Origin of the sequence: Schnuerera sp., from assembly GCF_035459645.1 — a bacterium.
Classification (GTDB): domain Bacteria; phylum Bacillota; class Clostridia; order Tissierellales; family Tepidimicrobiaceae; genus Schnuerera.
Genome location: NZ_DATHXO010000010.1, coordinates 1 through 8,443 on the forward strand (window position 1 = coordinate 1; position 8,443 = coordinate 8,443).

Sequence of the window (8,443 nt, forward strand, 5' to 3'; positions counted from 1 at the left end):
TTCTTCGTTTATTTTATAAAAGTCTTCTATGGGGTTTCGCCCTTCTATACCAGAGCTGTCTAGTACATGGACTAATAGTTTAGTTCTTTCCACATGCCTTAAAAAATCATGTCCTAATCCTACCCCTTCATGAGCTCCTTCTATCAATCCAGGAATGTCAGCGATAACAAAGCTTTTTTCCTCATCAACTTTAACTACCCCCAAATTTGGTGTTAAAGTAGTAAAATGATAATTTGCAATTTTAGGCTTGGCTTCAGATAAAATAGATAATATAGTAGATTTTCCTACATTTGGAAAACCAATTAATCCTACATCTGCTAGTAATTTCAATTCTAAAATAATGTTTTTTTCTTCTCCTTTTATCCCTGGTTCTGCAAATCTAGGGGCTTGCCTAGTAGAAGTAGTAAATTTAGCATTACCTCTTCCTCCTCTACCTCCTTTTGCGATTATAAAACTCTGATTATGTTCTTTAATATCTACTATTACCTTTCCTGTCTCTTCGTCTTTTACTAAGGTTCCTACAGGGACTCTAAGGATTAAATCCTGACCTTTTTTCCCAAATTGTTTTTTTGTCCTGCCATTCTCTCCATTTTCCGCTTTATAAGACCGTTTATACCTAAAGTCCATCAAGGTTCTTATACCTTCATCTCCTTGGATGATTATATTTCCTCCATCGCCTCCATCGCCTCCATAAGGACCTCCTGCAGGCTCATATTTCTCTCTTCTAAATGCTACAGCACCATCTCCACCTTTTCCTGCTTTTAGATTGATTTTAGCTATATCAATAAACATATTATCATCCTCTATCGTTTTGTAATTTAATTATACCAACTTATACCTTACTGTCAATAATTAAAAAACCATATCCATTAATATAGATATTATTTTATTCTAGTAATTCAAAAATATTCTAATATCCTTAAGAAAAAAAAGCCTACCATATTATTGGCAAGCTTTAGAATTTATGCTAATTCCTCATTAGTATATACGCTAACTTGTTTTCTATTTTTACCTTTTCTTTCAAACTTAACAACGCCATCTACTTTTGCGAATAAAGTATCATCTCCACCTTTACCTACGTTGTTACCAGGATGAATCTTTGTTCCCCTTTGTCTTACAAGGATATTACCAGCTAGAACAAACTGACCATCGCCTCGTTTTACACCTAAACGTTTAGCTTCACTATCTCTTCCGTTTCTAGAGCTACCTACTCCCTTTTTAGAAGCAAACAATTGTAAGTTTAGCTTTATCATTCTCTACACCTCCCTATATTTGAGAGTTATATACTCTGGATAACTTTCCAATATTGCTTTTATTCCTACTTCTAAAGTTTTTAAAACTATCTCTGTTTCTCTTCTGATACTCTTATCTATGGTTTTAGAAATGGTTACATCCATAATACCTTTTTCATCATCTATAGTATAATTTATTTCATTTTCTCTCACTCCACAAACTTCAACTAAAGAAATTAATGCAGTCTGCCCAAGAATCGAAACTGCTGCACATACAATATCTTTGCCTTTAATATCATAACCCGAGTGCCCAGAAATTTTGTATCTTTCAATATAACCTTTTATATCCTTAAATATAGTTATTTCTGTCATATTAACCAACAATCTTTTCAATTTTTAATTTTGTATAAGGCTGACGGTGTCCTTGTTTCTTTCTATAGTTCTTCTTGGCCTTATACTTGAAAACGATGATCTTTTTCGCTTTTCCTTGCTCTAAAACTGTTGCTTCTACTTTTGCTCCTTCAACATAAGGCTTTCCAACAAGTAAATCGTCTTCTTTAGAAACAAGAAGTACTTTAGATAAATCTATTTTTTCTCCTTCTTCGGTGTCAATCTTTTCAACAAATACAACGTCTCCTTCTTGGACTCTGTATTGTTTACCACCTGTTTCAACTACAGCATACATATATATTGCACCTCCTCTAACCAGTCTCGCCAATGTTAGGTGACTAAGCTTAAACCCACACTGTGCGGCTACCTACAAACAAAAATTTTACCAGATAAATAGGGATTTGTCAATACTTTTATCCAAAATTTTACCCTTTCCATCACAATGAGGACATTTTTCTATAAAGCTTGAATTCAAACTGTTTCTAACTTTTTTTCTAGTCAACTCTACTAATCCTAATTTTGTGATACCAATAATATTTGCTCTATTTCTATCATAGCTTAAAAATTCTTTTAACTTATCTAAAACTAAAGAAATATCCTTGTTGTTTTTCATATCTATAAAATCAATTATTATTATTCCACCAATATCTCTCAGTCTAATTTGTTTGGATATTTCTTCAGCTGCTTCTAAATTCGTCTTAACCACTGTGTCTTCTAGATTTTTACTACCTATAAATTTTCCTGTATTAATATCTATAGCTGTTAAAGCTTCTGTCTCATCTATTACAATATATCCTCCACTTTTTAAAGCTACTTTCCTAGCCAATGCAGTTTTAATTTCATCTACAATTTTTCCTTGGGAGAATATGTTAAAACCCTCATCTAAATACAATTTTTCTTCTAATTTTGGAAATATAATCCCTTGAAAACTCAATATATTATCGTATTTTTCTTTGTCGTTTAATATTATCTTATGGATATTATGATTAAAAACATCTCTGATTATTTGATGAGATAATTCCATCTCTTTATATATTAATTTTGGACAAGGTAAAAACTTTTTTTCCTTTTCAATTTTTCTAAATATATTTATTAGCATATTGTATTCATCTATTAACAATTCTTCATTTACACCAAATGCTTTTGTTCTAAAGATAAGTCCCATATTGTCTTTTTGCATATCTTCTCCTATTTGATTTAATCTTTCAATTTCTTCTCGGTCATTTATCTTTCTCGAAAGATTTATTTTATTAGAAAAAGGTGTTAGCACTACAAATCTTCCTGGCAAAGTAATATGGGTCGTTACTTTAGCCCCTTTGTTTTCTGAAGCTTCTTTTAGTACCTGTACAATTATTTCTTCTCCATTTTTTATTATATCTTGTATATTTACTTGTACATTTGTACTAATCATTTCCTTAGGCAAAGCATTTTTTACATATAAATAAGCATTCCTTCCTTGTCCTATATCAACAAAAGCCGCTTCCATACCAGGTAACACATTTACTACCCGTCCCCTATAAATATTCCCCGCTTGTTTACTATGCCCTTTTTTATCTATATAGAATTCAACAAGTCTATTATCTTCTACTATCCCTATCATCTCAAAATTATTCCTCGAATCAATAAAAATATAATTCATATTACCTCTCCTAAATTCCTACATTGGCGATATAATCCTACCTTTTTCTTCAGCAAGTAATTGAAGCCTCTTTATATCTATAGTATCAAAATTTATACCTATTTTCATATAATCTTCCATAGCTTTAATAAAATCAATAGGCTTTAGATTACCATGATCTCCTGACTTTAATAAGCAATTTATTGTTATTATTTGTTCTGAATGGATAACATCTTTATTATAAAAATCTTCTATCACTATATTTCCTATAAACGACTTTATATTTTGATCTTTTTCAGTAATTTTCCCTCTCTTACGCTTAATTTTTTTGATAATAATTTCATCTTTTTTCAGCCAATTTTCAATAATAGTTACAAGTTCTTCTTTATTATTCAATTTATTTGCTTCAAATTTTATCTTATAATAACTCCAACCTATAAGGGATGAGACAGATCTTTTATCTTGTACATATTTAGCATTTACTATTCTAATCCCATCTGGCAACTCTTCATTCATTCTTTTTATAAATTCAGCTATTGATATTTTTTCATACAAATCAATATCCATATATTCCTCAACGCTTTCTATTCCTAAGGCTAATGGATTAGCTATAGAAAGTTTAGGTTGAGGGTTAAACCCTTCAGAATATTTTATTGGTATATTCCCTCTCCTAAAAGTCCTTTGAAATAATCTCATTAGATCAAGATGAGATATATATTTTAAGTAATTTTCCTTTGTAAATTTTACCCTAAGCATCATTTGCAAACACCACCTGTAAAACTTCTATTAATGCCACAATTAGTACACCCTAGTCGACAATCCCTAGTTAATTCTTCTTGTTTTGACTTTTCATATTCTTTCACTAGATATTCTTTAGTAACTCCTGATTCAATGAAGTCCCAAGGCAACACTTCTTCAATAGACCTTTCTCTCAATGCATAAAAATCTCCATCTATTCCAGTTTCATCAAGAGCTTCTATCCATTTTTCATAATCAAACTTTTCAGACCATCCATCAAATTTACAGCCCTTTTCCCATGCACGGATTAATACTCTTGACAGTCTTCTATCTCCACGAGCAAGAATAGCTTCTAAATAGCTAAGTTTTGGATCATGGTAGTTAAAAGTAATCTTTTTATCTCTAATACTATTCTTTAGCAAATCGATCTTTTCATAAAACTCATCTATTGAGTTTTGTCCTACCCATTGGAAAGGCGTAAAAGGTTTGGGTACAAAGCAAGAAGCGCTAAGGGTTATTTTTAAATTGCCCTTTCTTTTGTTTTTAGGCAAACTAAAAAATATATCTTTTACCTTATAACCCAATTCTTTAATTCCTAGTATATCTTCTTCTTCCTCTGTAGGAAGGCCAATCATAAAGTATAACTTTATAGTAGACCACCCTTCTTCAAAGGCATAGGTAGTAGCTGTAATTAAATCTTCCTCTTCTACCCCTTTATTGATTACATCTCTTAACCTTTGGCTTCCTGCTTCTGGTGCAAAAGTAAGGCCAGTTTTTCTTACCTTTTGAATCTCTTTAAGCACTTCTATACTAAAGGAGTCCAATCTAAGAGAAGGTAATGACACCCCAATTTTTTGTTCTTCATATCTATCTATCAATTTAGAAATTAACAATTGAAGCTCTGAATAGTCACAGGAACTAAGAGAAGTTAGAGATATATCTTCATACCCGGTATTTTTTGATAATTTTTCTGCTAATTCAAGTAATCTATCTACTCCTTTTTCCCTAACAGGCCTATAAATCATTCCAGCTTGACAAAATCTACAACCTCTTGTACAACCTCTAAAGATCTCTAACGGAATCCTATCGTGGACTGTTTCTATATAAGGTACTATTATTTTTTCAGGATAATAAGCTTTATTTAAATCCTTTATTATTCTCTTTTTTATAGTCTTTGGTGCTTCTTCTATCAATGGTTCCATACTCTCTATGGTATTATCTTTTTTATAATGTATTTCATAGAAGGAAGGTACATATACTCCTTCAATCTTGCTTACTTCCTTTAAAAAATCTAATCTATTCCCTTTTGTTTCTTTATATTTATCTAATATTTCTAATGTAACTTCTTCTCCTTCACCAATTACAAAAAAATCTATTATATCTGCTATTGGTTCCGGATTGTAAGCACAAGGTCCTCCAGCAATAATAAAAGGATCATCTTCATTCCTATCCTTGGAAAGAATAGGAACATCTCCTAAATTAAGCATATTTATAATATTTGTATAGCTCATCTCATATTGTAATGTAAATCCTATAAAGTCAAAGTTCTTTATTGGTTCTCTATTTTCTAAAGTAAATAGAGGAACATTCTCTTTAATCATCTCTTTTTCCATATCTACCCAAGGGGCAAATACTCTTTCACAAGCAAAATCTTCCTTGTCATTTATCAAATTATATAATATATGGAGCCCTAAATGGGACATGCCTACCTCATATATATCTGGAAATGCAAATGCAAATTTAACTCTAACTTGATCTAAATCTTTCTTAATAGCATTTTTTTCCATACCTATATATCTAGCTGGTTTTTCTACCCTTTTTAATAATTTATCAAATTTATCAATGTCTATCATCTGATACCACCTTTTCATCTGTACTATAATACTATCTTATCATTTTTTTGCTTTTTACAATAGAATAAAACAAAACTGTCTTAGACAGTTTTAAAGCTTATCTTTAAAATCTACGTGGTTCAATGGATCTACCGGTGAACCTTCTATCCAAATTTCAAAATGTAGATACTTATTGCCATCCTTATTGGTTCCTAATGTACCTATTTTAGTCCCTTTCCCTACTTCTTCTCCTTCCTTGATATAAACTGATACTAAGTATCCATAAACCGTTACCATACCCTCATGTTCGATTGTAACAAAATACCCTTTTGTCCCTTTGTCTTCAATTACTTTTACAAAGCCTTCCTCAATTGATATAGGCTCTTTATCTTCATTTGGAATTATATCTACACCGTTATTGAAGGTGGTTCTACCATCTAAATATCTAGTTTCTCCAAAAGGACTATAAATTACACCTTCTATTGGTGGCTGATATTTTGTAGAGTTTGATATATTTAAAACAGATAAAGTCTTTTCAGGTAGCATTAATAATTTTTTGCCATAATCTATTATTATCTTCCCATCTTTTTTAATGCTGAATTCATAGTTTATACCATTATCAATTATTTGTATAATATTTGATGAAATACTATTATTCATAATTTTTAATATAAGGATAAATATTAAAATAATTATTACCCCTATTACTTTTTTCAATTGTATTTTATAATGAAGTCTTCTCTTAAAATAGTTTAGAATTCCTTTATACTTAATATTATATCTTCTTTTATACATAATTTCACCCACCTTAATCTATTATTATGATATTTATTAACGGTGGGTTTTATTACATATTAGTTTGGGTTTTTAATCAATTTTAACTTGTTATTCCTTAAAGAAAAATTTTCTATAATATTTTCATTAACAAAAACTTCTTCTTGTTTTGTAATAAATATAGCTTCTACATCATCTAATTTATTTATCAGCTTTACTCCTTCATCTACACCTAGTATGAATAATGCAGTAGATAATGCATCTCCATCAATGGATTTTTCAGATATTATACTTATACCAGAAACTTCATTTTCTGAAGGATACCCAGTGTTAGAGTTGATTATGTGATGGTACTTTTCACCTTCATACATAAAATATCTTTCATAATCTCCTGATGTAACTATGGATTTATCTTTTACACTTAATATTCCTAAAAAACTTCCTGTAACTTCAAAGGGATCCTGAATTCCTATTTTCCACGCTTCTCCATTTTCTTTACTTCCTAATGCGTAGACATTCCCTCCTAAATCTATAATAGCAGACTCAACGCCTTCCTCTATTAAAATACCCTTTACTTCATCAGCAGCGTAGCCTTTTACAATTCCACCTAAATCTAATTTCATTCCCTTTTTTTTCAGAAAAACCTGGTTGTCATCCATTAATTCTAAGTCATTATAATCTACCAATTCCATAGCATTTTTGATTTCCTCTTCTGCTGGTATATTATCTCTTTCGTCTTTTTCAGTACCAGTTATATCCCATAAATCTACTAAAGGTCCTATCGTAGGTTCATAAGCACCATCTGTAATTGTAGCAAAGTATTTTGCTTGTTGGATCACTTCAAATACATCATCATGAACTTTTACAGGTTTAATGCCAGAATTTTTATTTATTAAACTTACGTCACTTGTATCTATAGTTGCACTCATTTTTTCTTCTATTTCTTTCAATCTATCTATGGCTTTATTTAATGCTTTTTTATCATTATGATTGTAAATCTTTAATGTAATAACAGTATCCATTAAAAATTCCGTTTTAGTTAAAGGCCCTTTAGTATCCACACCTTTACAACCTATAATAATAAATGACAAAATTGTAGCTATTATAATAAAAATTATAGCCCTTTTCGATTTCATGATAATTTTCCTCTCTAATTATATTCAGAAAAACCCTAACTTAATGTTAGGGTTTAATCTCTATTTTGCACTTTCTAATGCTTCTTCAATTAACTCAACCATTAAAGTTCTAGTACTTGTAGCTCCTGTAATAGAATCTACATCTAGGTTTTCTGTACCATTGTTGTCAATTACTAACTTTTGAACTCCCTTTATTACATCAAAAGGTTCTAAATAAGCATAGTTTTCTACAGATTTTCTCTCTCCAGCTTTAACATCAACTGGTTCTGTTTCATGTTTTCCATCACTATCAGTAACAGGTTGGTTGTCTTCATCAAATACTACTTTATTACTTTCCATATCTTCTATAGCAGTTTCAAAATAATCTACTCCTACTATCACACCTTCCTTGACAACTACAACTACTTCGCCTAGCCAACCATGACTATCTTCTTCAGCTTTTGCTGTATATTCCCCGTCAGTATAAACTGGCGTATAGGTCTCACCTTTTTCAGCATTAGCTAATATTCTATTAACTATATCTTTAAAAGCTTCTTTAGTGTGAGTAGCACCTGATACTGCATCAAAATCCATTTCATTTAAATCTTTCTTTTCGTTAAATTGTTCATTAAGATTTTGAATAACTGCTAATCCATCTGGATAGTTATAGTTTCCTTCATTTTTCTCTTCACCTGAAGTTGCTAAAATTTCAACATAGCTAAATGAAGAAATTTCACCATCTAC

General features: G+C 30.5%; 10 protein-coding genes. All 10 read right to left on the minus strand.

The window, feature by feature from the left end; genetic code table 11:
* Positions 1-792, minus strand: a 792-nt coding sequence (gene obgE / locus VK998_RS00190; protein ID WP_325224146.1) for a GTPase ObgE, incomplete at its 3' end; no start/stop codon positions are given.
* Positions 793-962: 170 nt separating this feature from the next.
* A complete protein-coding gene (gene rpmA / locus VK998_RS00195) occupies positions 963-1,253 on the minus strand; it encodes a 50S ribosomal protein L27 (protein ID WP_325224148.1) in 291 nt (96 codons plus the stop codon).
* A gap of 3 nt (positions 1,254-1,256) precedes the next feature.
* The gene (locus VK998_RS00200) at positions 1,257-1,625 is read right to left on the minus strand and encodes a ribosomal-processing cysteine protease Prp (protein ID WP_325224150.1); all 369 of its coding nucleotides are present in this window, start codon (positions 1,623-1,625) and stop codon (positions 1,257-1,259) included.
* Positions 1,606-1,917, minus strand: coding sequence for a 50S ribosomal protein L21 (gene rplU / locus VK998_RS00205; protein WP_325224152.1), 312 nt, complete (start codon positions 1,915-1,917; stop codon positions 1,606-1,608). The genes VK998_RS00200 and rplU overlap by 20 nt, the downstream gene beginning before the upstream one ends.
* Positions 1,918-2,004: 87 nt before the next feature.
* Positions 2,005-3,261, minus strand: a complete 1,257-nt coding sequence (locus VK998_RS00210; RefSeq protein ID WP_325224154.1) for an Rne/Rng family ribonuclease — start codon at positions 3,259-3,261, stop codon at positions 2,005-2,007.
* 18 nt (positions 3,262-3,279) lie between these two features.
* A complete protein-coding gene (locus VK998_RS00215) occupies positions 3,280-3,999 on the minus strand; it encodes a TIGR03936 family radical SAM-associated protein (protein ID WP_325224157.1) in 720 nt (239 codons plus the stop codon).
* A complete protein-coding gene (locus tag VK998_RS00220; protein ID WP_325224160.1) occupies positions 3,996-5,831 on the minus strand; it encodes a TIGR03960 family B12-binding radical SAM protein in 1,836 nt (611 codons plus the stop codon). Before VK998_RS00220 ends, VK998_RS00215 begins: the two co-directional genes overlap by 4 nt.
* Before the next feature lie 90 nt (positions 5,832-5,921).
* A complete protein-coding gene (locus tag VK998_RS00225; protein ID WP_325224163.1) occupies positions 5,922-6,605 on the minus strand; it encodes a murein hydrolase activator EnvC family protein in 684 nt (227 codons plus the stop codon).
* Between the two features lie 59 nt (positions 6,606-6,664).
* Complete coding sequence (locus tag VK998_RS00230) at positions 6,665-7,720, minus strand: FAD:protein FMN transferase (RefSeq protein ID WP_325224165.1); 1,056 nt, start codon at positions 7,718-7,720, stop codon at positions 6,665-6,667.
* Positions 7,721-7,780: 60 nt separating this feature from the next.
* The coding region (locus VK998_RS00235; RefSeq protein ID WP_325224166.1) for an FMN-binding protein at positions 7,781-8,443 on the minus strand (663 nt) is incomplete at its 5' end.